Origin of the sequence: Pelagibius litoralis (assembly GCF_011683915.1) — a bacterium.
Lineage (GTDB): Bacteria > Pseudomonadota > Alphaproteobacteria > Kiloniellales > Kiloniellaceae > Pelagibius > Pelagibius litoralis.
Genome location: NZ_JAAQPH010000006.1, coordinates 1 through 24,324, shown reverse-complemented (window position 1 = coordinate 24,324; position 24,324 = coordinate 1). Strand labels below are relative to the sequence as shown.

The 24,324-nt window shown below is 62.5% G+C and carries 19 protein-coding genes; 13 read left to right on the top strand and 6 right to left on the bottom strand.

Features of this window, described 5'->3' with window-relative positions; genetic code table 11:
- Window positions 1-245 precede the first annotated feature (245 nt).
- Window positions 246-1,844, bottom strand: a complete 1,599-nt coding sequence (locus HBA54_RS09175; protein WP_167223706.1) for a SulP family inorganic anion transporter — start codon at window positions 1,842-1,844, stop codon at window positions 246-248.
- A gap of 216 nt (window positions 1,845-2,060) precedes the next feature.
- Between HBA54_RS09175 and HBA54_RS09170 the strand changes: the two genes are divergently transcribed.
- The 7 genes from HBA54_RS09170 to HBA54_RS09140 all read left to right on the top strand — a co-directional run bounded on the left by HBA54_RS09170 (window position 2,061) and on the right by HBA54_RS09140 (window position 13,338).
- Window positions 2,061-3,077 carry a DUF6352 family protein gene (locus HBA54_RS09170; protein WP_167223704.1) on the top strand — a complete coding sequence of 339 codons (1,017 nt, stop codon included), beginning with the start codon at window positions 2,061-2,063 and terminating at the stop codon, window positions 3,075-3,077.
- A 74-nt stretch (window positions 3,078-3,151) separates the two neighbouring features.
- Window positions 3,152-4,009 (top strand): DMT family transporter, encoded by an 858-nt coding sequence (locus tag HBA54_RS09165; RefSeq protein ID WP_167223702.1) that lies wholly within the window; start codon window positions 3,152-3,154, stop codon window positions 4,007-4,009.
- Window positions 4,006-5,139: a saccharopine dehydrogenase family protein gene (locus HBA54_RS09160; RefSeq protein ID WP_167223700.1), complete on the top strand. Its 1,134-nt coding sequence runs from the start codon at window positions 4,006-4,008 to the stop codon at window positions 5,137-5,139. The genes HBA54_RS09165 and HBA54_RS09160 overlap by 4 nt, the downstream gene beginning before the upstream one ends.
- A 325-nt stretch (window positions 5,140-5,464) precedes the next feature.
- Window positions 5,465-9,178: a vitamin B12-dependent ribonucleotide reductase gene (locus HBA54_RS09155; protein ID WP_167223698.1), complete on the top strand. Its 3,714-nt coding sequence runs from the start codon at window positions 5,465-5,467 to the stop codon at window positions 9,176-9,178.
- A 279-nt stretch (window positions 9,179-9,457) separates the two neighbouring features.
- Complete coding sequence (locus HBA54_RS09150) at window positions 9,458-11,266, top strand: DUF4153 domain-containing protein (RefSeq protein WP_167223696.1); 1,809 nt, start codon at window positions 9,458-9,460, stop codon at window positions 11,264-11,266.
- Between the two features lie 151 nt (window positions 11,267-11,417).
- Window positions 11,418-11,885, top strand: a complete 468-nt coding sequence (locus HBA54_RS09145) for a RidA family protein (protein WP_167223694.1) — start codon at window positions 11,418-11,420, stop codon at window positions 11,883-11,885.
- 76 nt (window positions 11,886-11,961) lie between these two features.
- Complete coding sequence (locus tag HBA54_RS09140; protein ID WP_167223692.1) at window positions 11,962-13,338, top strand: glutamine synthetase family protein; 1,377 nt, start codon at window positions 11,962-11,964, stop codon at window positions 13,336-13,338.
- Here HBA54_RS09140 and HBA54_RS09135 read toward each other — a convergent pair.
- On the bottom strand, window positions 13,335-13,955 hold the full coding sequence (locus tag HBA54_RS09135) for a hypothetical protein (RefSeq protein ID WP_167223690.1): 621 nt from the start codon (window positions 13,953-13,955) through the stop codon (window positions 13,335-13,337). The genes HBA54_RS09140 and HBA54_RS09135 overlap by 4 nt on opposite strands.
- 158 nt (window positions 13,956-14,113) lie before the next feature.
- Between HBA54_RS09135 and HBA54_RS09130 the strand changes: the two genes are divergently transcribed.
- Complete coding sequence (locus tag HBA54_RS09130) at window positions 14,114-15,280, top strand: GNAT family N-acetyltransferase (protein ID WP_167223688.1); 1,167 nt, start codon at window positions 14,114-14,116, stop codon at window positions 15,278-15,280.
- Between the two features lie 22 nt (window positions 15,281-15,302).
- On the opposite strand, the gene HBA54_RS09125 is transcribed toward HBA54_RS09130, so the two are convergent.
- Window positions 15,303-15,821 (bottom strand): hypothetical protein, encoded by a 519-nt coding sequence (locus tag HBA54_RS09125; RefSeq protein WP_167223686.1) that lies wholly within the window; start codon window positions 15,819-15,821, stop codon window positions 15,303-15,305.
- 83 nt (window positions 15,822-15,904) lie between these two features.
- On the bottom strand, window positions 15,905-16,081 hold the full coding sequence (locus HBA54_RS09120) for a hypothetical protein (protein ID WP_167223684.1): 177 nt from the start codon (window positions 16,079-16,081) through the stop codon (window positions 15,905-15,907).
- Between the two features lie 894 nt (window positions 16,082-16,975).
- Between HBA54_RS09120 and HBA54_RS09115 the strand changes: the two genes are divergently transcribed.
- The 5 genes from HBA54_RS09115 to HBA54_RS09095 all read left to right on the top strand — a co-directional run bounded on the left by HBA54_RS09115 (window position 16,976) and on the right by HBA54_RS09095 (window position 20,685).
- Window positions 16,976-17,278 (top strand): hypothetical protein, encoded by a 303-nt coding sequence (locus HBA54_RS09115; protein WP_167223682.1) that lies wholly within the window; start codon window positions 16,976-16,978, stop codon window positions 17,276-17,278.
- Window positions 17,279-17,565: 287 nt separating this feature from the next.
- On the top strand, window positions 17,566-17,817 hold the full coding sequence (locus tag HBA54_RS09110) for a hypothetical protein (protein ID WP_167223680.1): 252 nt from the start codon (window positions 17,566-17,568) through the stop codon (window positions 17,815-17,817).
- A gap of 369 nt (window positions 17,818-18,186) precedes the next feature.
- The gene (locus HBA54_RS09105) at window positions 18,187-18,984 is read left to right on the top strand and encodes an MBL fold metallo-hydrolase (RefSeq protein ID WP_167223678.1); all 798 of its coding nucleotides are present in this window, start codon (window positions 18,187-18,189) and stop codon (window positions 18,982-18,984) included.
- Between the two features lie 84 nt (window positions 18,985-19,068).
- Window positions 19,069-19,734, top strand: coding sequence for a DUF6058 family natural product biosynthesis protein (locus HBA54_RS09100; protein WP_167223676.1), 666 nt, complete (start codon window positions 19,069-19,071; stop codon window positions 19,732-19,734).
- Between the two features lie 138 nt (window positions 19,735-19,872).
- Window positions 19,873-20,685 carry a hypothetical protein gene (locus HBA54_RS09095; RefSeq protein ID WP_167223674.1) on the top strand — a complete coding sequence of 271 codons (813 nt, stop codon included), beginning with the start codon at window positions 19,873-19,875 and terminating at the stop codon, window positions 20,683-20,685.
- A 390-nt stretch (window positions 20,686-21,075) separates the two neighbouring features.
- Here the strand turns inward: HBA54_RS09095 and clpA are convergent, their stop codons facing one another.
- Both clpA and clpS read right to left on the bottom strand, forming a co-directional pair.
- Window positions 21,076-23,436, bottom strand: a complete 2,361-nt coding sequence (gene clpA, locus HBA54_RS09090; RefSeq protein WP_167223672.1) for an ATP-dependent Clp protease ATP-binding subunit ClpA — start codon at window positions 23,434-23,436, stop codon at window positions 21,076-21,078.
- Between the two features lie 7 nt (window positions 23,437-23,443).
- Entirely contained in the window at window positions 23,444-23,767 is a 324-nt protein-coding gene (gene clpS / locus HBA54_RS09085; protein WP_167223670.1) for an ATP-dependent Clp protease adapter ClpS, read from the bottom strand.
- Window positions 23,768-24,324: the final 557 nt, after the last annotated feature.

The following is a 24,324-nucleotide window of genomic DNA, read 5'->3' as shown; positions in this document are numbered from 1 at the left end:
AATGATTCCACGCCTTACACCAAGTAGAGGCGCAATCGGTCTAACGCTCACATTGTCAGGGGATAGCTAAGCGAATCGGCGGACCGGTTACTCAAGCAGCTCGAAACAAATGCAACACGTATCTCGGCAAAGTAAGGGGTATCCCACAGAAGTCAATAATCCCCGCGACTCGGGGGGAAATTAGCCGAAGCGCAAAGCCGGCATTACCTGGCGAAAGCTTCCTAAAGACTTATAATTTCAAGGCTTTAGTGGCCGCCGCCGAGTTTTCCGGTTTGCACGGAATAATCGACCGCAAGGCCGTAGTTCGGATCGTCGTCGGCATCGACGATCAACTGGCCGGCGCGGTTGAGCAGCCGGTGACAGTCGTGGGAGAGATGGCGCAGCTGCAGCGTCTTGCCGAGCGCCTCGTATTTTGAGGCCAGCGCCTCGATGGCCTGCAAGGCCGATTGGTCGACAACGCGGCTGTTCATGAAATCGACGATCACCAGGCCCGGGTCTTCCTGGGGCTTGAAGAGCTCGGTAAAGCCGTCGGTCGACCCGAAGAACAGCGGCCCCTCAATCTGATAAACCCGCGCGCCCTCCGGGGTGAAATGGGCTTTGGCGTGAATGCGCGTCGCGTTGTTCCAGGCATAGGCCAGGGCCGAGACGATGACGCCGACGACGACGGCGATGGCAAGGTCGCTCATCACCGTGACGACGGTCACCAACAACATGACCATGGCGTCGGTCAGGGGAATGCGCCGCAGCGTCTTCAGGCTCTGCCAGGCAAAGGTGCCGACCACCACCATCATCATGACCCCGACCAAAGCCGCCAGGGGGATCTGTTCGATCAGGCTGGAGGCGACCAGGATAAAGGTCAGCAGGAACAGCGCCGCCGAGATGCCGGAAAGGCGGGTCCGCCCGCCCGATTTCACGTTGATCATCGACTGGCCGATCATGGCGCAGCCGCCCATGCCGCCGAAGAAGCCGGTCACCGTATTGGCCAGGCCCTGAGCGATGCACTCCTGAGAAGCGCCGCCGCGCTTTTCCGTGATCTCGCCGACCAGATTGAGGGTCAGCAGGCTTTCGATCAGGCCGATCGCCGCAAGGATCAGGGCATAGGGGAAAATGATCTTCAAGGTCTCCAGGTTGATCGGGACCATGGGAATGCTGAACAGCGGCAGGCCGCCTTCGATGGAGGCCAGGTCCCCAACCCGCGGCACATCGATGCCAAAGCCGATCACGATGGCCGCAACGACGGCGATGCCGGCCAGCGGCGCGGGAATCACGCTGGTGATCTTCGGCATAAGCCAGATGATGGCCATGGTCAGCGCGACCAATCCCAGCATGAGGGCCAGCGGCCAACCGGTCATCCAGACCCTGGCCCCATCGGGCCCGGCAACCTGGAACTGAGAGAGTTGGGCCATGAAGATGACGATGGCCAGCCCGTTGACGAAACCGAGCATGACCGGATGCGGCACCAGCCGGATGAACTTGCCGAGGCGGAAAACCCCGGCCAGGACCTGCAGGATGCCCATCAGCACCACCGTGGCGAAGAGATACTCCACGCCATGGGCGGCAACCAGTGAGACCATGACCACGGCCAGGGCGCCGGTGGCGCCGGAAATCATGCCCGGGCGGCCGCCGATGACAGCCGTAATCAGCCCGACGATAAAAGCCGCATAGAGGCCCACCAGGGGGTGAACCCCGGCGACAAAGGAGAAAGCCACAGCCTCCGGCACCAGCGCCAGGGCCACGGTCAGCCCCGAAAGCAGCTCGATCTTGATGCGGCCAGGTGTGAACGCCGTGCGGTCGGACCCCCCGGAATCGGAAAGGGATAGGCGTTCGGCAAGAGCGGCCAGCATAGGCGTGGTCCCGTTAAAAAGATTGGTTTCTGGATTGGTTTCTTTGGGGGGGATTAAAACCCCTCAACCTTAATACAGCATCAATGCTGCACCGCAATATAGATAATAACGCATTGCAAAGGTCCAATAACGCATGGCTCGGACTGCGGGTGCCGGTGTGACTGGGCGGCGCGCTGTGGCTGGACAGCACGGGGGCCGGCCCCTATAGAAGCGGCCATGCACGATTTCTGGCAGGACTCCGGCTACCATCTGTTGCAACGCGGCCCGCGCGGTCATCTCACGGTGACCGACGACTATCTGCGGGCCTACTTCCAACGCCCGGAGGTGCGCCCGATCCCCGAATCCTGCCAGGCCGAGCGGGATTTGCACGCCGCCCTGCTGCGCAATCCGCGCGAAGCGGTATCAGAGGCCCGGCTGGGCGCCATCGCCGATCCCGACGCGATTGAGAACCTGCAACTGGTGCTGGGCTTTCGCGACCGGCTGCTGGCCGCCGACAGCCTGGAAGACTGCTACATGCAGATGTTCCTCTCGCCCGGCGGGGTCACCGTGCCGCCGCTGTTCATCGACCAGCTGGTCCATGCCATCGGCCGCTCCCTGCTGGAGGGCGAAACGGACGCGCTGCGTGCTCGGGCGGCGGAGACCTTTTTCCGCAAGCAGCAGGTCACCATCAACGACGGCGCCATCATGGCCGCCGATGCCGAGACGGTTGAGATGTTCGCCACGTCAGGCGGCTTCGGCAGCCTGGGGCGCCTGGTCGCCGAGGCCCAGACGCCGCTCAGAACGGTGGAGCTGGATGTTGTCAACGAAGACAACGCCGAGATCTACTGGGACCGCGCCAGCCGCTACGACACCGTCTTGAACCTGAATTTTGCGGGCGCCGGCCTCGATGCGCTCTGCCGGGTGCTGGAAAGCTGGGTCAGGCATTTCCTGGATGTCGCGGTCTCGATCCAGCCGGTGCAGAAGATCAGCGACGAGCGCTGGGTCTGGCACATCGGCCTGGATGTGGAGGCCAGCAAGCTGCTGAACGATCTCTACAACGGCGTGGAGGTCGGTGAGGGCCGCTTGGCGCGCCTTCTCTCCCTCTTCCGCATGGAATTCCAGGATCCCTCGGTCGTCGCACCGGGGATTGCCGGGCGCCCCGTCTATCTCGCCATTGCCATGACCGAAGGCGGCAGCCTGCGCCTGAAGCCCCAGAACCTGCTGGTCAACCTGCCCCTGGCCGAGCGGGCGTGACCGGCGGCGCCCCGCTGACCCCGGCAAGAGGGTCGCGGCAAGCGCCAAGCAGGAATCTCAAGCTCGGTTTCTGTTTGGCACTGGTCAGTGCGACCAGCTTCGGGGTGATGATCTCCATGGCGCGCCTCACCTACGAGGCCGGCAGCAATTCCCTGACGGTGGTTTTCTTACGCGCCTTGGTCCCCAGCCTGCTGATTGCCGGGATCATGGTCCTTCGGCGACAGTCCTTTGCCTTGCAGCCCGGTGCTTTCTGGCCGGTAGCGGGCGTTGTCCTGGGCCAGTTGGGGATCGCCCTGGGCTATCTTTCCGCGGTCGCCTTCATCCCTGTCTCCCTGGCGGCGATGATCTTCTATGCCTACCCGCTGGTCGTCGCCCTGGCGGTTGTTCTGTTGGGCCGCAGCGGCATTGCCTGGCCGAAGGTCCTGGCTTTTGTGACCGCCTTTGCCGGCCTCGGCCTGGCGCTGGCGCCATCCTATGCCGTGCTGAACCCCTGGGGCCTTGCCCTTGCGGCCTGCGCCACCCTGTCGGGCGCCCTGCTTTTCATCTCCGCCGAGCGCCTGCCCGCGGCCCAGGGTTTCCTGAGCGTCGGCTTTTACGCCAACGCCGTCGCTGTTCTCGTTGCCGGCCTGGCGATCTTTGCCCTGGACGCCTTCGCGCTGCCGCAGGGGGCCGTCGGCTGGACAACCCTGACGGCCATCTGCCTGAGCTTTCTGGTAGCCTTTTTCAGTATGATCGGCGCGATCCGTTTTGCCGGGGCACTGCGTGCCGCCCTTATCTTCAACCTTGAGCCGCTGGTCGCCATCTTCGGCGCCGTCGTTTTACTCGGCGAGCGGCTCGACACAACCCAGACCACCGGCGTTATCCTGGTTCTCGCCGCCCTGATGGCCGCCACTCTGGCGGAGCGCCGCGAAAAGGCGGCGGCGGCGCCGTGACCCCGCAGCGGGTTCTGGTGATCGGCGGTTACGGCGTTTTCGGCCGCAAGCTTTGCGAACGCCTGCTGCGCGACCCAATGGTCGAACTGCTGATCGGGGGACGCAGCCAGGCACGCGCGGAGACGCTGGTCGAAGAACTGCGGCCAGACTTCCCTGGGCGCACCCTTGCAGCGGTGACGGTCGACTGGGACGGGCCGCTGGACGAAAGTCTGTCGCGGGCAAGCCCGGCCCTTGTGATCCACACGGCCGGTCCTTTCCAAGGCCGCGATTACCGCGTTGCCGAGGCCTGCATCGCCCAAGGCTGCCACTACATCGATATGGCCGACGGCCGTGACTTCGTAACCGGATTTTCCAGCCTTGATGCCGCCGCCAAGGCCGCCGGCGTTCTGGCGGTCGCCGGCGCCTCCTCGGTACCGGCGCTAAGCGCGGCGGCGGCCGACCATCTGCGGACCGGCTTCAAGCGGATCGACGAGATCGTTATCGGCATCACACCCGGCAACCGGGCGCCGCGCGGCCGCGCCGTGGTCGAAGCAATCCTGAGTTACAGCGGCAAACCTCTGCAGGTCTGGCACAACGGCGCCTGGCGGAACGCCTTTGGCTGGCAGGGCCTTCAACGCCGCCGCCTGCCCGGCCTCGGCGGACGCTGGTTCGCCACCTGCGACGTGCCTGACCACGCACTGTTTCCCGCGCGCTACGAAGGCGTGCGGAGCGTTACCTTTCAAGCGGGCCTCGAACTCTCCCTCCTCCACCTCGGGCTCTGGGCCCTGACCTGGCCGGTGCGCTGGGGCCTGATCGGCAGCCTGCGGCCCCTGACCGGCCTGTTGCTGGCGGTAGCGAAATGCCTTGGCCCCTTCGGCAGCGATCGCGGCGGCATGTTCGTCGAACTGACAGGCCTGGACCGCCTGGACCGCCCCAGCCACCGCCGGTGGTCCCTGCGCGCCGGGACCGGTCACGGCCCAACCATTCCGGTGGTACCGGCGGCGATCCTTGCGGGCAAGTTGCTACGCGGTGAAATCGCCGTCCGCGGCGCCCGCCCCTGCCTGGATTTCATGAGCCTAGAAGAGTTCCGCGAGCACGTTCGCGATCTCGACATTTTCTTCTGCGAAGACGTTCCCGCCCGAGCCGCTTAAGCCGAATCGAAGAGGGAATATTTTCTTTCTGCGCCGGTCGGACAGAGGAAAGCCCGGCAAAGCGCGGGTCAGCGGCTGAAGACACCTGCGACAAGTCGTCTGTTAACGCTCTGTTAACGCAAAATGTGGTGACCTCCGCCACATGTTGTGGTTTAATTACATTGCGTCACAAGATGTGGCAAACCTTCAGGGTTTGTGGGGGTTTCAGGGGAATCAGGGGTCGTTGGGCCCCTATTGTCGTCCGGTCATTCCGGCTTCCCGACAGCCATCATCTCTTGCGGCGAAATGCAGGGTTAACTGACAAAGCGAGATTGGAGAATACCGCATGCGGGTTGCGCGTCGTTTTACGGAAACTGGCACCGACGTTTACGACAAGATCGAGTTTCGCCGGACATCGAGTGAGATTCGCAATCCGGACGGTTCCCTGGTGTTCCGTGCCGAGGATATCGACGTGCCTTCGGCATGGTCGCAGGTCGCCTGCGACATCCTGGCGCAGAAGTACTTCCGCAAGCGCGGCCTGCCCCTGAAGTCCAAGCGGGTGCCCGAGGACAACGTTCCCGCCTGGCTGTGGCGTTCGGTTCCCGACCACGAGGCCATGAGCGACATCGCCGAAGACGAGCGCTTCATCGGCGAGACCTCGGCCAAGCAGGTCTTCCACCGCCTCGCCGGCACCTGGGCCTACTGGGGTTGGAAGGGCGGCTACTTCGATGCCGAGGAAGACGCCCAGTCCTATTACGACGAGATGCGCTACATGCTGGCCAAGCAGATGGCCGCGCCCAACTCGCCGCAGTGGTTCAACACCGGCCTGCACTGGGCTTACGGCATCGATGGGCCGAGCCAGGGCCATCACTACGTCGACTTCTCGACCGGCGAGCTGACCCGTGCCGCCAGCGCCTACGAGCATCCGCAGCCCCATGCCTGCTTCATTCAGTCCGTCGGCGACGATCTGGTGAACGAGAACGGCATCATGGATCTCTGGGTCCGCGAAGCCCGGCTGTTCAAATACGGCTCCGGCACCGGCACCAACTTCTCCGCCCTGCGCGGGGCGACCGAGCCGCTGGCCGGCGGTGGCAAATCCTCCGGCCTGATGTCCTTCCTGAAGATCGGCGACCGCGCCGCCGGCGCCATCAAATCAGGCGGCACCACCCGGCGCGCCGCCAAGATGGTCACCGTCGATCTCGACCACCCGGATATCGAGGACTACATCAACTGGAAGGTCGTCGAGGAGCAGAAGGTCGCGGCGCTGGTCACCGGCTCCAAGCTCTGCGACAAGCACCTGAACGCCATAATGCGCGCCTGCACCACCTTTAAGGGCGAAGACGGCGCCGAGCAGAGCGATGCCTACGATCCGAAAAAGAACTTCGCGCTGAAAGCGGCGATCAAAGCGGCGCGGGCATCCATGGTGCCGGAAAACTACGTCGCCCGCGTCATCCAGTTCGCCCAGCAGGGCTACAGCTCGATCGACTTCAAGACCTACGACACCGACTGGGATTCCGATGCCTATCTGACCGTCTCCGGCCAGAACTCCAACAACTCGGTCCGGGTGCCCAACGACTTCATCGAAGCGGTGCTCAACGATGATTCCTGGAAGCTGATCCGCCGCACCGACGGCAAGATGCACAAGAAGCTGAAGGCCCGCGAACTCTGGGATCAGATCTCCTACGCCGCCTGGGCCTGCGCCGATCCGGGCATGCAGTACGACACCACGATCAACGAGTGGCACACCTGCCCGGCCTCCGGCCGGATCAACGGCTCCAATCCCTGTTCGGAGTACATGTTCCTCGACGATACGGCCTGCAATCTGGCCTCGATGAACCTGATGGCGTTCCGCCGCGGCGCCGACAACTTCGACACGGAAGCCTACGAGCACGCCACCCGGCTGTGGACCATCACGCTGGAAATCGCCGTGCTGATGGCGCAGTTCCCCTCGGCGGCGATTGCCCAACGCTCCTACGACTTCCGCACCCTCGGGCTCGGTTACGCCAATCTGGGCGGCCTGCTGATGGCCTCGGGCATCTCCTACGATTCCGATGAGGGCCGCGCCCTGGCCGCGGCGCTGAGCGCGATCATGACCGGTGTCTCCTACGCCACCTCCGCTGAGATGGCCGAGGAGCTGGGCGCTTTCCCCTGCTATCAGGAGAACGCCGAGCATATGCTGCGGGTGATCCGCAATCATCGCCGGGCCGCTTACGGCCAGCGCGCCAGCTACGAGGAACTCTCCATCGCCCCGGTGCCGCTGGAGGCACGTGCCTGCCCGGACAAGAGCCTGATCAAGTCGGCCAAGGCCGCCTGGGACAAGGCGCTGGATCTCGGCACCAAGCACGGCTTCCGCAACGCCCAGGCCACCGTCGTTGCCCCGACCGGCACCATCGGCCTGGTGATGGACTGCGACACCACCGGCATCGAGCCCGACTTCGCCATCGTGAAGTTCAAAAAGCTCGCCGGCGGCGGTTACTTCAAGATCATCAACCGCACCGTTCCGGAAGCCCTGCGTACCCTGGGCTACGGCGAAATGGAGATCGAGACGATCATCCGCCACGCCGTCGGTCACGGCACCCTGATGGATGCGCCGGGCATCAACCACGACGCCTTGAAGGACAAGGGCTTCACCGAAGCCGCCCTGCAGGCTCTGGAAGCCGGTCTGGCCTCGGCCTTCGACATCAAGTTCGCTTTCAACAAGTGGACCCTGGGCGAAGAATTCTGCGTGAAGGCCCTGGGCCTCACCACCAACGAGATGGACGATGTGTCCTTCGACATGCTGGCCGCCCTGGGCTTCGCCAAGCACGACATCAATGCCGCCAACGCCTACTGCTGCGGCGCCATGACGCTGGAGGGCGCACCGGGCCTGAAGGACGAGCACCTGCCGGTCTTCGACTGCGCCAACCCCTGCGGTCGCCACGGCAAACGCTTCCTGCCGGTCGACAGCCACATCCGCATGATGGCGGCGGCTCAGCCGTTTATTTCCGGCGCCATCTCCAAAACCATCAACATGCCCAACGCGGCCACGGTGGAGGACTGCAAGGACGCCTACATGCTGTCCTGGCGCCTCGGCCTCAAGGCCAATGCGCTCTACCGCGACGGCTCCAAACTGTCGCAACCGCTGACGGCGAGCCTGCTGGACGACGTCACCGATGAGGATGCCGAGCCCCTGGCCGAGCAGCTGGCAGAAGCCTCCGCGCCGCAGCGCGCGCAGATCGTGGCGGAACGCATCATCGAGCGGGTGGTCGAACGCAGCCAGGAACGCCGGCGCCTGCCCCAGCGGCGCAAGGGCTACACCCAGAAAGCCATCGTCGGCGGGCACAAGGTTTACTTGCGCACCGGCGAGTACGAAGACGGCACCGCCGGCGAGATCTTCATCGACATGCACAAGGAAGGCGCCGCCTTCCGCAGCCTGATGAACAACTTCGCCATCGCGATCTCCATCGGCCTGCAGTACGGCGTGCCGCTGGAGGAGTTCGTCGAGGCCTATACCTTCACGCGTTTCGAACCCTCGGGCATGGTCGAAGGCAACGATGCCATCAAGATGTCGACCTCCGTGCTCGATTACATTTTCCGGGAGCTGGCAATCTCCTACCTCGGCCGTAACGATCTGGCCCACGTTGAACCGGCGGATATCAAGCCGGACGCGGTGGGCCAGGGTGACGGCCAGGGCGACCTGCCCGAGGCCACGATGGCGGAAACCGTCCGCCGCTACGCCTCGACGGGCTATGTCCGCAGCCAGCTTCTGGTCCTGAACGGCGGCGCCGCCAATGGCACGACCGGTATGGCGAGCAGCCTGGGCGCAACAGCCCAGGTCTCGCAGACCGTCGCGTCCAGCGGCGCCACCCAAGAGCTCGTCGGCTCCGCAGGCACCGCCGAAGCCGTTGCCGTCGAGACCAAAGTCGTTCGCGAGGTCGATACTCGCCTGGTGCGTGTCCGAGAGGCGCGTATGAAGGGGTACGAGGGCGATTCCTGCGGCGACTGCGGTAACTTTACGCTGGTACGCAATGGCACGTGCCTAAAGTGCGCAACCTGCGGCAGCACCAGCGGCTGCTCATGAGGAGCGGCTCGACAGTAACTCAGGTAGAGCCTCCTACCTGTATGACTCACGTCTGAGTTCTCCCTGTGAACTTGAGGGGTGCCCGCGGCGGCGGCACCCCACTCTTTTCCGGGTAATAATGCCGCTTCGATGTGAACCTCTGCGACCGCGCTCACGACTACCGGGGGTGCGACGCAGCGTGATTTATGGCGCATAATTGCGCCTTGATCCGATCCGATGCCGTCGCCATAACGACCAGGCCCCTAACGACGAGGCAGCGACAGCCCGGGAGAGATTCCATTGACCCTTTCACAAGCGACTGAAGAAAACCCGCCCCGCGGATGGGCACTGGTGATGCTGGGCTTCGGCCTGGCCGTTGGCTTGCTGATGTACGGCCTGGAGGAGGCTGCCTGGCCGACGGCCTGGGACTTTGGGGTCGGCCAGGGGGTGCTGATGGGCGCGCTGGCTTTCGCCCTGGCCGCGGCACAGGGCCGCTGGAAGCTGCCGGCGGTCTTTGCCCTTGTTTTGGCGGCGATCAACGGCGTCCTGATTGTCACGGCGGTTCTGCGCTACGGCGAACCGGATGCCTATGGCCGCGACATTCTCACCTTTAGCCTCTACGTCGAATCCCTGCTCTTCAGCCTGATCGCGTTGACGTTTTTCGAGGCTTGGCAGGACGGCCGCCACGGCGCCGCTGCGCAAACGGGCAAGGCCGAAGGCTGGCGCGGCATCACCTACGTCAGACTGTTCGGCCACTTTTGGGAGAGCATCCTGGTCGTCCTCGTCAGCCTCTGCTTCCTCGGCCTGTTCTGGTCGGTGCTCTGGCTTTTCTCCCTGCTGTTCCAGGAGGTCGGCGTCTCGGCCCTGGAAGACCTGATCACCGAGCCGTTGTTCGGATGGCCGGCGTCCTGCGGCGCCTTTGCTCTCAGCATCTTCTTCACCCGCGAACACGAGCGCATCGTCGCTGCACTGCGCAGCGTCGTCTTTGCGCTGTTTTCCATCCTGGCGCCGGTTTTCCTGGTGCTCTCCGTGAGTTTCCTGGTGGTGTTGCTGCTGGGCGGCCTGGAGCGTATGGCCGGTCTGGTCAGCGCCTCAGCCACCCTTATCGTCCTGGCGGGCTTCGGCATCCTGTTCGTCAACGCGGTGATCCGCGACGGTGCGACCGAAGACAAGCAGGCCGCCGTCGTGCGGGTCAGTGCCATGCTGCTGCTGCCCTGCCTCATGTTATTCTGCGGCTTTGCCGTCTACGCCATCGGCCTGCGTATCGGTCAGTACGGCCTGACACCGGAGCGCATCTTCGTCGCTGTCGCCACCGCCCTGCTGACGCTCGGCAGCCTGGCCTATCTGGCTTCTCTCCTCGCCCGTGGCCAATGGATGGTCTACTGCCGCCGGGCCAACATCGCCCTGGTGCTGGTGCTTGCTGCGACAACCCTGGTATTGCAGAGCCCCCTGGCCGACCCCCACCGGCTGAGTGCCGAAAGCCAGTACAAGCGCCTGGTAAGCGGCCTCTCCGACCCTGAGACTTTCGAATATGGCTTCCTGAAGTTCAAACTCGGCAAGGCCGGCCAGGATGTGCTGGCACGCCTGGCCGAAGACAGCGGTGTTGCAGACCCCGCCGTCGTGTCCGAACGGCTCGCCGCTCTGGCACTGGTCAACGACGAATGGGAATGGCGGAGCGCCAATCGTGAAGAGAGCCAGACCCAGAAGGTACGGGTCATCCTGGCCGACCCTGAGCTGGTCCAGCACGTTCCGGCGGATCTGGAAGTACCTGCCGATATCGGCCCCGACTGGATCCATTCTCACGTGAAACGATGCGGCGCCACGGGCAACAGCGGATGCATTCTCACCTCACTGGAGCTGACCGATCAGCCCGGCCCGGAATACCTCTTTGTCACCAGGGCCGAAGACGGAGACCTCACCCTTCACCTGCTGGAACGGACCGCCGCGGAGAATAGCTGGAACGCGACATGGTTGCCGGTGACCTCGAAGGCCGAGGTTTTTTGGTCGGCCCTGCAAAACGGCAACATCGACGCCATCGCGCCGGCCCATCGGGACCTCAAAATCGGCGAGGAGGTCCTCCGCCTGCGCCCCACGCTTTCGGGCTCCTAACCGGCCCGGGTGGGCCTTTGCTTCCGGGATTTTCCGCCGAACGCCGCGCTTGTGAAGCCTCCCCGCCTGGCGCTATGCTCGCGGCCCGAAACCAACGGGGCCTCTATTCAGGGCCCCGGTTCAAAACGCAATCACCCGGAGGAGTCCCCTGATGGCTGGAACCATTGATGCCCGCCTGGCAGAGCTCGGCATCGAACTGCCGGTAGCCGCCGCCCCCGTCGCCAACTACGTCGGTTACGTGCAGACCGGCAACCTGGTCTTCGTTTCCGGCCAGGTGACGCTGAAGGACGGCAGCCCGCAGTATATCGGCAAGCTGGGCGATTCGATTTCGGTCGAAGACGGTCAAGCGGCGGCGCGGCTCTGCGCCATCAACATCATCGCCCAGGTGAAAGCGGCCTGCGGCGGCGACCTCGACCGGGTGCAGCGGGTGGTGAAGCTCGGCGGTTTCGTCAACTCCACCCCGGATTTCACCGATCAGCCCAAGGTAATCAACGGCGCTTCGGACCTGATGGTCGAGGTTTTCGCCGACAAGGGCCGCCACGCCCGCGCCGCCGTTTCCGCAGGCTCTCTGCCCCTGGGGGTATCGGTCGAAGTGGAAGCGGTGGTTGAGATCGCCTGACCCAAGAGAGAAACTGGAAATGGCCGCTGCCGGTCCCTCTTGACGCGGGAACCGGCGGCTGGGCCAAATAACCGCCATGCCCGACATCACCCATAAACTGCCCCCCGAGGCAGCGGACTTCCTGAGCCAATACCCCGACACGGCGGCGGTCGACGCCATTCTGGCCGACCTCTCCGGCGTGGTGCGCGGCAAGCGCTACCCCATCGCCGAGCTGGGCAAGGTGCTGCAGTCCGGCTTTGCCATTCCCGGGTCGGTCTTCATGCTCGACACCCAGGGCGAGAGCCACGACCCCGACGGTATCGGGTTCTCCGACGGCGACCCGGACTATCTGGTCAAGGTGATCCCCGGCAGCCTGAAGCCCGTGCCCTGGGCGCAGCGTCCGCTGGCCCAGGTCATGGTCACCCTGGAACAGGCAGACGGCACGCCCTACTACTACGAGCCGCGCAACGTGCTGCGCCGCACGGTGGAGAAGCTGAACGGTCTGGGCCTGCGGCCGGTGGTCGCCTTCGAACTGGAATTCTATCTGATCGACCGCGACCGGCTGCCCGGTGGCGCACCGCAACCGCCGATCTCACCGGCAACCGGGCGGCGCGACGAAGGCACCCAGGTTTACGGTATGAAGACCCTGGACGCCTTCGCCGAGATCCTCGACGACATGACCCGGGCCTGCGCCATCCAGGACGTGCCGACCGGCGCGGTCACCGCGGAGTATGCCGCCGGCCAGTTCGAAATAAACCTGGAGCATGTCGACGATCCGCTGCAGGCGGCCGACGACTGCGTGCTGTTCAAGCGCATTATCCAGGGCGTGGCGCAGAAGCACGGGCTGCAGGCCACCTTTATGGCCAAGCCCTATCTGGAACGTGCCGGCAGCGGCATGCATATGCATGTCAGCCTGCTCGACAAGACCGGGGGCAACGTCTTCGACGGCGGTGCGGCGATCGCCAGCGACACCCTGCGCCACGCCATCGGCGGGGTGCTGGAGGTGCTGCCGGAATCCATGACCTTCCTGGCACCCAACGTGAATTCCTACCGCCGCTTCCTGCCGGACATCTTCGTGCCGACCCAGCGGTCCTGGGGTTTCGAGAACCGTTCGGTGGCCCTGCGCATTCCCGCCGGTGGCGGCGATGCAAGACGGATCGAGCACCGCATCGCCGGCGCCGATGCCAACCCCTATCTGGCGCTGGCCACCCTGCTGGCCGGCATCCACAAAGGCATCGCCGAAAAGACCGACCCGGGGCCGCCCTGGGACGGCAACGCATCGGAGACCTACGACGAGACCCTGCCGTTCCGGCCAAGGCGCGCCATTGAGCGGCTGACGGAGACCTGCGGGCTCGCCGATTACTTCGGTGCCGACTATCTGCGCGCCTATGCGGCCTGCAAGGAGAAGGAACTGGACCGCTTCGAGTCGCAGATCAGTCCCCTGGAATACAACTGGTTCCTGCAGGCCGATTAAGGATCGAGGGCGATTGACGGTTCAAAGACGTCCGGATCGAGGTCCCGGCGCTGCAGGTTCTTGCGCAGCAGCTGCAGGGGCTCGCGGTAGCCGTCCACCAGGATCTCCCCTTCGGCTTTCATGACGATGCCGTCCGGCGTGACCCAGAGATCGAGAACCGCGGGCTCTTCTTCGGCGCCGTCTCCCTCGAACTCCTGAAAGACCTGGAAGTGGCCGACAGCCTCGCCTGCCAAGGTGGTGTCGGAAAGCTTCGTTGTCTCGCGTGAGCGCAGGACGCCGATGGACGGCAACAGCGCGGCCTCGGCATAAGGCAGTTCGAAGAGCTGGCGGCTCTCAACGAACATTACATAGGCCCGGTTGCGGTCGGGCCGAAGAATGGTCACCTGGGTCTGTTCGTCCAGGATAAATTCCTGGCGCTCCCAGGGCCCTCTGTTGAGGGTTTTCATCTCCAGGGTTTCGCCGGCATAGCGCACCAGCGTGTCGGCGCTGTAAGAGGCCGTGGGCGCCGGCAGAACATCGGAAGCAAGCGCGGGCAGCCCGGCGGAGAACGAAAACACCAGGGCGATCAGGGTCAGCGGATAACGCGCCGATCTGGCTGAATGACTTAAAAAAATCATTGCTTGGAAAACTAAGACCCCGCCCCCCCAATGTCCATGTCCCAGAAGAGGGGAATCCGGGCTCGGCCGCTGTCCGATCAAAAAGAGTTGCGATGCCTTGTCAGGGCCGCTGTTAGGTGTCATCTCCTAGACAACAGCCCTAATGCCAATCAGGAAAGATGCCCGACGGAAACGACGCCCTTGCCGTGCAGGTGATCAGCCGGATTGCGGACGTCTCCGCTGCCGATTGGGATGCCTGCAGCGGCGGCAACCCCTTTGTCAGCCACGCTTTCCTGAATGCGCTGGAGGAAAGCGGGTCGGTCTCGGGCGAGACCGGCTGGCTGCCGCAGCATCTGGTGCTGCCCAACCCGACCGGCGGCTTTTTCGGCTGCGTACCGCTCTACCTGAAATCCCATTCCTACGGCGAATACGTCTTCGACTGGAACTGGGCCGATGCCTACGAACGCGCCGGCGGGCAGTACTATCCGAAATTGCAGTGCTCCGTACCCTTCACCCCGGCGACGGGGCCGCGCCTGCTGGTCCACCCGGAAGCACCGAAACAGGAGATCATGACCGGGCTGACCGCGGCGATGCTGGAACTCGCCAGGCGTCACCAGGTTTCCTCCCTGCACATCACCTTTCCGCCGAGAGAGCAGTTCGATCATTTCGGCGACCTTGGCCTGCTGCAGCGCATCGGCGTGCAGTACCATTGGGAGAACCAGGGCTACGTCGACTTCGATGCCTTTCTTGCCGGCCTTGCTTCGCGCAAGCGCAAGGCAATCAAGAAGGAACGGCGCAAGGTGGCGGAAAGCGGCATCGCCCTCAACGCGCTCAGCAGCGACACCATCGAACCGCGCCACTGGGATGCCTTCTTCGAGTTCTACATGGCCACCGCAGACCGCAAGTGGGGCCAATCCTATCTGACGCGGGAATTCTTCCACCAGCTCGGCCGCGATCTCGGCGATCAGGTGGTACTGATCATGGCGGACTTCGAAGGGGAGTTGGTGGCCGGCGCCCTGAACCTGAAGTCCGGCGACACCCTCTACGGACGCAACTGGGGCTGCCTCGGACAGTTCCGCTTTCTGCATTTCGAAACCTGCTATTACCAGGCCATCGACTATGCCATCCGCCACGGCCTGCGCTGGGTCGAGGCCGGCGCCCAGGGCGAGCACAAAATCCAGCGCGGCTATCTGCCGACCGCCACCTACAGCGCCCACTGGATCGGCGACCCCGGCTTCCGCGACGCGGTGGAGCACTTTCTGGAACGCGAGCGCGAAGCCATGGAGCAGGAGATCGCCCTGCTCGGCCACCACAGTCCGTTCAAACAGGATGATTGTGGCAGCTAGAGCCGTTCCGGGGCAGCCGGCATCAACACCCGCCCCGCAGCACCGATAGCATCAAGCGAATCGCCCGATAGGTCACCATAAAGTCGGGGGTGCCCTCCTCGCTTGTTCCGCGGAGCGAATAGCTCAAAAAGTAGTCGCCCTCTTTTGGGGCGAGGGAGACCGTCAGCAAAGCCTCGTCTTTCCCATTGTCATCGATCCGATACGCCAGATCGGAGGATAACTCTTTGTAGTTCGATGAAGCCTTTGCGCTCTCAACGGCCTTGACGAAATCGACAAATCCAGACCCCGCCCGATAGGTCACCCAATGCAATTCGTCTTCACAGAATTGAATCCTGAAATCCTCCAGATGGTGACCCGCAACAATATAGACCCCCTGGGCATCGGAGCTCTCTTTCTCTATCCGATAGCCGTTCCGCAGAGCCATGCTGCGGGCCTCTGCCAAGCTCATCCCCTGTGCGAATCCAAGGACTTCAAACGCGCTGGCATGAGCCCCGGCAATGCCCAGCGCCGTCGTCAGTAGAACGAATAAAGGTAACCTCACAATCGCACTCCCGCGGTTAAGCGCCTTTATTTCACCGCTCCAGTCCGCCGCCTAAGGTCGGATTGCCGTTCGGTTCCCTTGCTTTAGCGCCGTTGACGGGCGATCGGCTGCTTGGGGTCGACTTCCGCTTTCATATCCGACTGACCCTGCTCGGCCGGCGCCGTCTGCGTCGGCGTACGCCCTTTCCAGAAATCGATGTAGGCCTGTTTGTCCGCCGGGGTCGTGGCCTTGCTGATGCAGAGCATGACTTCCTGATTCACGCTGAGTCCTGCAGAGGCCGGCGCGACCATGGCGAGGCTCGCGCCCACAGAAACAATCGAGAGGGCTAAAACAGCCGTTTTCCTGAACACATGAATTTGATCCTTATACGGAGATGATCTCGTCAAGGCACGCCGTTGTGGGCACCACGACAATGGGTCGCCGGGCTCCCCGTTTTGGTTCAGGTGTTCCCGCCCTACGAGATATCCATGACGAACGGCTCCGGAAACAACCGACCAACCGCGGCTTTCCCCAACAAGAACCACTAGGGGCAGGAACCATTTGGGGGCAAGCTCCACCGGCAACAGAGTCGCCTTGGCCGGTTCCGCCTATCGGTTCGACATAGGGGTGGGGTAGAGACGTTGGAGAGTGAGAAAAGTCACACTGCAAAGCACATCGATTGTTGTCGTTACCCGGTCTCTCCAAACCGCAGCATGACAGGTTCCAAAAAAGCCGCCGAAGGACAAGACACTGAAAAGCTTCTGAAATTATCCGGCCGGCAGGATGATGCCCCAGCGAACCGGCTGTGACATTTCCGGCTCATGCAAAGCTGCATCCCTCTCCTGCGGTTTCTCGGGTTCCCATGCAATCGGCTTGTCGGTATCACAGCGCCTCTGAGAGATGCGGCCTTGCGTTCGTCCTCCCTGACAAAGGCCGCGTTCGAGAGTGACAAACAAGGAGAGAGGTTCCCCGTTATCATTTCGCGCCGACCTGCTGCACAACAGGAAAGCGCCAATTCATTCTCAATCCGTTCGTTTTTGTAAAAGATCCAGCAAGCCGCTTCAGGTCTTGCGCCGATCATCCGGTTTCCGGCGGAACTTCACCAATCTCGATCCTCCGGATGCGGCCAACTTAAAGCATCGAATTACCGGTGCGAAGATGACATAGGAACAAACATGACTCTCAATCGTATTTCCAAAGGACCTGTATTTTTCCTGACCCTCGCCCTGACGGCGACCGCCGCCATGGCCCACGACCAAACCGACTGCACACTTGCCGGCGAGCAGGTCTGCGACGAGGCAGGGCTCAGCCCCATCGGCTGGGAAAACTGCGCCTGGATCGCTTCTGTTGAGTGCTACGGTCACAGTCACGTGGTCCTCCCCGGCACCAAGATCGACAAATTTCAGGTGCAGCGCGAGGACCACCAAGTCCAGCGCAAGATCGAGCAAAAGGTTCTCAAGCTCAAGAAAGCAGAGTGAGCTGAGAAACGCTGCCTGGTCGAGGCCCCTCCCCCTCCCTCTCCGCGACCGCAGCGAAGTTCCTACCCCCAGGCCAACCCCAAGTACGCCCGGGTGGCACAGACAGCCAGGACGGCTGATCTGTGAAAAAAAGAAGGGTCCGGCCGCAGGCAGCGACCGGACCTTTCTTGCCAGGGCTTGGTTGCCACCGACAAACCGCGCTTTAGCATAGCAACCGCATCGGGATTGAGGGTTCAGTCTTTGCCCGTTTTATTCAGGCTGTCGTCAGCTTCGCTGAAAGCCAAGCCATGCCTCTGCCCTTCCTGCAAGAAATCGCTGCCGTGTTCCCGGATGCACAAGACAGCCTCGACCCGACGGCGCTGACCGTGACGGGAAAGGGCGGCCTGCCGTCCTGGTTCGAGGTCACCGATCTGGCAACCGCGTCGATGAACCTGGTAGGCCTGATGGTCGCAAGACTCGCCCGCTCGGCGCAGGCTGCGCAAGGGGTGGTTGTAGACCGCCGCCTAAGGTCGGATAGCTGTTCGGTTCCTTTGCCTTAGCGCCGCTTAAGGATGACCGGCTGCTTGGGATCGACCTCCGCTTTCATATCCGATTGACCCTGGCCGGCGGGTGCCGTCTGCGTGGGCATGCGATCCTTACAGCTCATTCGGCGCGATGTATGGGCAATGTATCCGCTGCCGGGGCATTGAACCGTCGGGCGCAGTGAAACTGCGGCTGATAACTGTGCTTTCACAAACTCTGTGATTTCGCGGGCACAGGTATGTTCGCACTATAGCAATACCTCCCTGGCAAGCGCGGGCTTCTGCTGGCACAATGGCGGCCGGTGGAACGCCGCACCGGCTGAGAATAATTTGATAGGCCGGTCCCAAGCCTATTGCGCAGGCTGTCTCAGAACGAATGGTGCAACCATGTTTCGTTTAAGCCTTCTAGCCGCAGCCAGTGTTTTGTTTTGCGCCTTTGCCGCGCCGCCTGCGGCGCAGGCGAGCCAGTGTTTCGCTTACGTCGAGCGAACGCCGGGTCTGGTTCCGGTCGCGGTCTCAACTGCTCAAGCCTCCGACACGGTGGAGGTCACCTACGTCAACCACTCCACTTTTCGCCTGCAAACACCGGCGGGCGTTGTGATCGCAACGGACTATGCGGGTTACGCAGGGGCCGGACCGGTCCCGACGGTCGTGACCATGAATCGCGCCCACGAGACCCATTACACGACCACGCCCGACCCGGCGATAGAGCATGTTCTGCGGGGATGGAACCCGCAAGGCGGCCCGGCGGAGCACAAGCTCACGGTCGAAGACGTCCTGGTCCGAAACGTCCCAACAGATATCAGAAGCTGGGGTGGTGCCGCCGAAGCCTACGGAAACTCGATCTTTATCTTTGAGGTCGCCGACCTTTGCATCGGCCACCTTGGGCATCTCCACCACAAGCCGACCCCTGAGCAACTGGCGCAGATCGGTCGCCTGGATGTGGTTTTCGCCCCCGTCGACGGCGGCTATACGCTAGACCTGAAGTCGATGATCGAGGTGTTGCAGGACCTGCGCGCCAGCCTGGTCATTCCGATGCATTACTTCGGTGGGGAGTCGCTGCGCGTGTTCCTGGCGGGCATGCAGGAGGCGTTCGCGATCCGGATCGATACGGATGCAACGACGGAGGTCTCCCTCAGGACACTGCCGGATCGGCCAACGGTCTTGGTGCTCGCTGGCGGCTGAACACTCATCATTCGATCTCTGCCGAAACATCAGGCTTTCGATGTGTCGTAGCTTGGCGAAGTTACTCCAACCCCCGGGGGCGCCATGCTGCTGAACTATCTATTCGCGAACTTCCACGAAGAACAGGATTTTATTCGCTTAGCCGGCATCTCGGCTAACGATCTGGAGAACCTCATAAAAAAGAGGATCATGCCCTCCGCACCCTATATTTTCGGCAGCAATGCCCGCTCAGTCTCCTTTGTAAGTGACGTCAAGGAGGATCGGACATATCGCTTTCACCTCAAAGGACATCTCAACTGGATCAAGGCGATCGACCGCCTGAATTTGGACTGCGAGCAAAGAGCCAGGGAGTTTTTTGACGCAAGATACGCCATCGCAAAAAAGCTCTTCTTTTCGGGACAACTCGGCGCGGAACTCGCGGCGTGCGTGCCTGAGGTCCCAAGCCTGTTTGACGCCGCACAGCTGGAAGAGACTTGGAACCACTTTCTGAATGGCGTCTATGGCGTGTGCACGCGTGACGGACAACCGGAAACCATCTTTCTGAAACAGTCCGGGGTGATGTTCATCGAAAGAATGACACAGGCGGGCCCAAAAGCGTTGTCACCCACACAGCTCAATACTCTAACAAGAGCCGTTGCCTTCCTGGACGGTGTAGAGTCGGACTTTGCACCGCATGAAGTGGCCCAGGCGTCACGGCAAAGGTGCATCGTGGATGTCAGGGCGCGTTTTCTGTGCAACCAAGCCGCCTGACGCTCTCTGCTTCTGATCCGTACGATTTGCCCCGAAGCAAAGATGCGACACCCCTCCTTCGACCCGAAACTGTCATTGGCGATCTTCCGGCCCGTGGCAGTACCATGCCTGCTGCTGCCGCACATCCGGAGGAACCAGGTGCCGTTCACACTCATCAAAGGCGCGTTCGTGCCGCAGGCGGGGCGGCCGGACGGCGATTCCCTGCGCTTTCGCCCGGATACGCCGGACCTGATTTTCCGGCTGCGTCAGCGCGGACGGCCGCCCAAGATCAACGAAAACAACGGCACGGTCCAGCTGCGCTACGAAGGCATCGACACCATGGAGAGCCGTGCGCTGCAGCCGTTTTCCTCCGACGCGACCCGGAGCAACCTTGCCTTCTGCGGCGTACCGGACGGCGAAGGAACCGCACGCGGCCATATTCTCGCAAACCAACTGGGCCCCAACGGCCGCCCCATCGCCTTTGTGTTTCCCGGCGACGCCCCGGAAACAGATGGCACCAGCGTGTTTCTGGAAGTTCCCCGCATGAAGGACAGCGCGAACTTTCATCAGATCACGCAGGGGCACGCCTACCCGCTGTTCTATGACACCCTGTTCTTCGATCTGCGCAACGCCTTCTCCGATGAAACAAAGCAGGCACGACAGAAGGGCCAGAATGTCTGGAGCGCCGATGTGACAAACACCGGCGCGCTGTGGCAGGGCCCGGGCTCCGAAGAAGCAATGCAGCCCTTGTTTCCAAAACTCTGGCGGCGCCTCGATTCCTACGGACGCGATGCGGACATAGAGAACCCGGACAGCCTCGGCGAATTCAGGGCCTATCTCGAGTTCGAGAAAGCCGAGCGCGTCTTCGATCTGACACAGGGGCGCGCCACCGGCTTCGACAACCTCGTCACCGTCGAAGAGGAACGCGTCAGCATGGCAACGCTGCCGGAGGAGCTGGTTTTCGTTTCCTAATCCGGCAGTGACAAGGGTCCCGCAGAGGCAAGGATTCGGCAAAGCGGCCATTCGCTGCCTTGAGACGGCCCCAGCCCCAATCACAGGGCAAGCCCGTCGGCCCTCGGGGTGAAGCACTGTTCCTTTATGCAGAACTGCATACATCTTGTGCGGTTTCTCGGGTTCAAGCCCGGCCCGTTTGCCTGTACCTCCTATCTCAAGGTAACGCGCCGTTGCACGAGCAGGTGTGGCGGCCCAACAGCTTGCCTGCCGGGCCTGCCCCAAGCAGGCCCGGACCTTCGAGTCTGCGAACTATGGCAGATGGCCAAGGTTACTTCCCTGGCCAAACGAAAGAGGCCCGGCTGCAAGCAGCAGCCGGGCCCCCTTTTTTGTTGTCCTGAGCCGTAACCGTCAGTCGGCCAGAACCGTTTCCGTCTTGGCGGCGGAGCCGCCCTTGGGGCCCTTCTTACCGCCGCGGCCACCCTTGCCACCGGACCCGCCTTTGCCTTTGGGCTCAGCCGTTTCAGGATAGGTGAAGGTCGGGATGCCGTCCTCCACGTCGACACGCACCACGCCGCCCTTGGCCAGCTTGCCGAACAGCAGCTCCTCGGCCAGCGGCTTTTTGATCTGGTCCTGGATCACCCGGCCCAGCGGTCGGGCGCCGAACTGCTTGTCATACCCCTTGGTCGCCAGCCATTCGCGCGCCGTATCGCTGAGTTCGATGGTCACCTGGCGGTCGGCCAGCTGGGTTTCGAGCTGGATGACGAACTTGTCGACGACCCGGGCCACGACCTCGGGCTGCAGGCTGTCGAAAGGAATGATCGCATCCAGGCGGTTGCGGAATTCCGGCGTGAAGAGCTTCTTGATCGCCTCTTCCCCCTCACCCACGCGCAGATCGCGGCCGAAGCCGATGGCCTGTTTCGCCATGTCGGCGGCACCGGCATTGGTGGTCATGATCAGGATCACATTTCGGAAGTCGACCGTCTTGCCGTTGTGGTCGGTCATCTTCCCGTAGTCCATGACCTGCAGCAGGATGTTGAAGAGATCCGGATGGGCCTTTTCAATCTCATCCAGCAACAGCACGCAGTGCGGATGCTGATCGACGGCATCGGTCAGCAGGCCGCCCTGGTCGAAGCCGACGTAACCCGGCGGGGCACCGATCAGGCGGGAAATCGAATGTCGCTCCATATACTCCGACATGTCGAAGCGGGTCAGCTCGACGCCCAGGGAAAGGGCGAGCTGGCGCGCCACCTCGGTCTTGCCGACGCCGGTAGGGCCGGAGAAGAGATAGCTGCCGATGGGCTTTTCCGGCTCGCGCAGGCCGGCGCGGGCCAGCTTGATGGCGGCCGAGAGCGCATCAACGGCCCGGTCCTGGCCGAACACCATGGTCTTCAGGTCGCGGTCCAGGTTCTTCAGCGCGGTACGGTCGTCTTTGGAGACGGTTTTCGGCGGGATCCGGGCCATCTTGGCGACCACCGCCTCGACGTCCTTCACGCCGACCGTCTTCTTGCGCTTGGACTCCGGCAGCAGCATCTGCGATGCGCCGACCTCGTCGATCACGTCGATCGCCTTGTCCGGCAGCTTGCGGTCGCCGATGTAACGCGACGACAGCTCCACCGCCGTGCGGATCGCCTCGTTGGTGAAGCGCACGTTGTGATGGTCTTCGTAGTAGGGCTTCAGGCCGCGCAGGATCTTCACCGTATCCTCGATGGAGGGCTCGACGATATCGATCTTCTGGAAGCGCCGGACCAGGGCCCGGTCCTTTTCGAAATAGCTGCGGTATTCCTTGTAGGTGGTCGAGCCGATGCAGCGCAGCAGACCGCTCTGCAACGCCGGCTTCAACAGGTTGGAGGCATCCATGGCGCCGCCCGAAGTAGCGCCAGCGCCGATCACCGTGTGGATCTCGTCGATGAAGAGAATGGCGTTTTCCTGGCCCTCGATCTCCGACACCACGGCCTTCAGCCGTTCCTCGAAATCGCCGCGATAGCGGGTGCCCGCCAGCAAAGCGCCCATGTCCAGAGAGAAGATGGTCGCGCCCTGCAGCACCTCCGGCACCTGGCCATCGACGATGCGCTTGGCGAGACCCTCGGCGATGGCGGTCTTGCCGACGCCAGGGTCGCCGACGTAGAGCGGATTGTTCTTGGTCCGGCGGCAGAGCACCTGGATGGTGCGGTCGCACTCGTCGCTGCGGCCGATCAGCGGGTCGATGCGGCCGTCGCGGGCCTTGCGGTTCAGATCGACACAGTAGGCATCCAGCGCCTCGCGGCCCTTGCGCACCACTTTCTCGGCTTCGGCTTCCTCGTCGGCGCCTTCCACCGTGCGGCTTTCCTCGTGCCCCTTGGCCTTGGCGATGCCGTGGCTGATGTAGTTCACCGCATCAAGACGGCTCATTTCCTGTTCCTGGAGGTAGTAGACCGCGTGGCTTTCGCGCTCCGAGAACATGGCGACCAGCACGTTGGCGCCGGTCACCTCTTCGCGTCCCGAAGACTGGACGTGAATGGCGGCGCGCTGCAGGACCCGCTGGAAACCGGCCGTCGGCTTGGCATCGCCCAACTGGGCGGTGATCAGGCTGGAAAGCTCGTTGTCGATATAGTCCAGAACGTCGGCGCGCAGACGTTCCATATCCACGCTACAGGCCCGCAGCACCGCTACGGCGTCGGTATCGTCGATCAGCGCAAGAAGCAAATGCTCCAGCGTTGCATACTCATGGCGCCGCTCATTAGCGCCCGCTAAGGCACGATGAAGCGTCTGCTCTAGATTTGCCGATAGCATCCGGGCCTTATTCCTTCTCTAGGGTGCACTGGAGAGGGTGCTGATTTTGCCGGGCATAGTCTATCACTTGTGTGACTTTTGTCTCGGCAACCTCGTAGGTAAAAACACCACAAACGCCGACGCCCCTCTGGTGGACGTGCAGCATGATCTGCGTCGCCTCGTCTCGATTCTTGCTGAAGAACTGCTCCAGCACATGGACGACGAATTCCATGGGCGTATAGTCGTCGTTCAACATCAAGACCTTGTACATCGACGGTTTCTTGGTCTTGGGCTTGCTCTTGACGATGATGCCCGTCGACGTGCCGCCGTCGTTTTGTTTGTCTTCACTCATAACCCTGCACTACGCATTAATACGCTCGGTTCGTTCCCATCATCATATTGGGTCAATCTTCCCTCGGAAAAGACCCAACAGGCTTTCGGCAAGCTTAACGCAAAGATTTCTCCGGGGTGTTAATCCCGCCGAACGAAATAATCCTGCCTGACCATAGCGGCATCGACCGAGTCGCAGCCCAAGAAGTTCTGCAGATTCGCGACAGCCCGGGCCCCTCTTCCCAGTCCGTTCCCGCCATGGAAGATAAGTAAATTTTCCTATGTGAGGGTACCCGGCAAATGCCCAGAGGATGCGGGCATACATAAAGGGCCCGGCGCGAAAACGCCGGGCCCGATGTAAGGTCATGCAGCCGCCCTGGAGCGGAAAATAAACCCCAACTGACTGAAACAGATAGTGATTCAGGCTTCGATCCGGTCAAACAGGGCCCGCTCTAGGGTCTGTACCCAATTAGGGGATTCCAGTTGAGTTGGATTTGTGATTCAAGTTTCCAAGGATAGGAGGCTTGAATGGCAAGGCAGCTGTTTTGGTTGAGTGAGGAGGAATGGGCGCGCATTGAG

Coding starts and splice junctions, on each gene's coding strand:
- HBA54_RS09170 (WP_167223704.1), top strand. CDS start 2,061: ATGCACGATTTCTGGCAGGACTCCGGCTACCATCTGTTGCAACGCGGC.
- HBA54_RS09175 (WP_167223706.1), bottom strand. CDS start 1,844: ATGCTGGCCGCTCTTGCCGAACGCCTATCCCTTTCCGATTCCGGGGGG.
- HBA54_RS09140 (WP_167223692.1), top strand. CDS start 11,962: ATGCCCGACATCACCCATAAACTGCCCCCCGAGGCAGCGGACTTCCTG.
- HBA54_RS09105 (WP_167223678.1), top strand. CDS start 18,187: ATGTTTCGTTTAAGCCTTCTAGCCGCAGCCAGTGTTTTGTTTTGCGCC.
- HBA54_RS09135 (WP_167223690.1), bottom strand. CDS start 13,955: ATGATTTTTTTAAGTCATTCAGCCAGATCGGCGCGTTATCCGCTGACC.
- HBA54_RS09130 (WP_167223688.1), top strand. CDS start 14,114: ATGCCCGACGGAAACGACGCCCTTGCCGTGCAGGTGATCAGCCGGATT.
- HBA54_RS09155 (WP_167223698.1), top strand. CDS start 5,465: ATGCGGGTTGCGCGTCGTTTTACGGAAACTGGCACCGACGTTTACGAC.
- clpA (WP_167223672.1), bottom strand. CDS start 23,436: ATGCTATCGGCAAATCTAGAGCAGACGCTTCATCGTGCCTTAGCGGGC.
- HBA54_RS09145 (WP_167223694.1), top strand. CDS start 11,418: ATGGCTGGAACCATTGATGCCCGCCTGGCAGAGCTCGGCATCGAACTG.
- HBA54_RS09100 (WP_167223676.1), top strand. CDS start 19,069: ATGCTGCTGAACTATCTATTCGCGAACTTCCACGAAGAACAGGATTTT.
- clpS (WP_167223670.1), bottom strand. CDS start 23,767: ATGAGTGAAGACAAACAAAACGACGGCGGCACGTCGACGGGCATCATC.
- HBA54_RS09110 (WP_167223680.1), top strand. CDS start 17,566: ATGCCTCTGCCCTTCCTGCAAGAAATCGCTGCCGTGTTCCCGGATGCA.
- HBA54_RS09115 (WP_167223682.1), top strand. CDS start 16,976: ATGACTCTCAATCGTATTTCCAAAGGACCTGTATTTTTCCTGACCCTC.